Raw genomic sequence first — 678 nt, 5'->3', positions numbered from 1 at the left:
AGCAACCGGCAGTACCCTCTCTGGAGCCTTTTGGCCCTGATCTTGGTGGCCTTTTTGAGCCGCGTGGACTCCCTGCGCGGGGTGGAACGCTTTGCCCGCACTAACTCCCACCTTCTTCCCCACCTAGGCCTCCGTAAGGCTCCGGGCCACACCCGCTTGACCACCTTCCTCCATGGCCTGGCCCCCCAGGCCTTGGGACAGGCCCTCCGCCAGGTCTTCCCCGAGGCGGACCTGGAGGAGGTCCTGGTGGTGGATGGGAAGACCCTGAGGGGAAGCGGCAAAGGGAAGAGCTCCCAGGTCAAGCTGGTGGAGGTCCTGGCCCTCCACCTGGGCACCACCCTGGCCCAGGCCAGGGCGGAGGGCAGGGAGGACAAGGCCCTCCAGGACCTCTTGGAGCGCCTTGGGGCCGAGGGGTTGAAGGGGAAGGTGGTGGTGGGGGATGCCGGGTACCTGTACCCGGGGGTGGCCCGGGCGATACGGGAAAAAGGGGGGACTACCTCTTCCTCCTGAAGGGGAACCAGGGGGAGCTTTTGGCCTGGGCGGAAGAGGTCTTCCGGGGGGTGGCGGAGAAGAGGCTTCCCGGAGAGACCGAAGCCACGTGGTGGGTGGAGCGGGACGGGGAGGTGTGGACCTACCGGGTCCTGGCTTCTCCCTACCTTCCCGAGGAGATGAGGGCCT

1 pseudogene is annotated in these 678 nt (G+C 67.1%); it reads left to right on the top strand.

The annotated features are described in order from the left end of the window. A pseudogene (locus tag IEX93_RS11365) lies at positions 1-678 on the top strand (ISAs1 family transposase); the annotation flags it as partial.

This window comes from Thermus composti, from assembly GCF_014647535.1.
Classification (GTDB): Bacteria; Deinococcota; Deinococci; order Deinococcales; family Thermaceae; genus Thermus; species Thermus composti.
The sequence above is the reverse complement of the archived record's forward strand: the minus strand, read 5'-3'. Positions and strand labels throughout refer to the sequence as shown.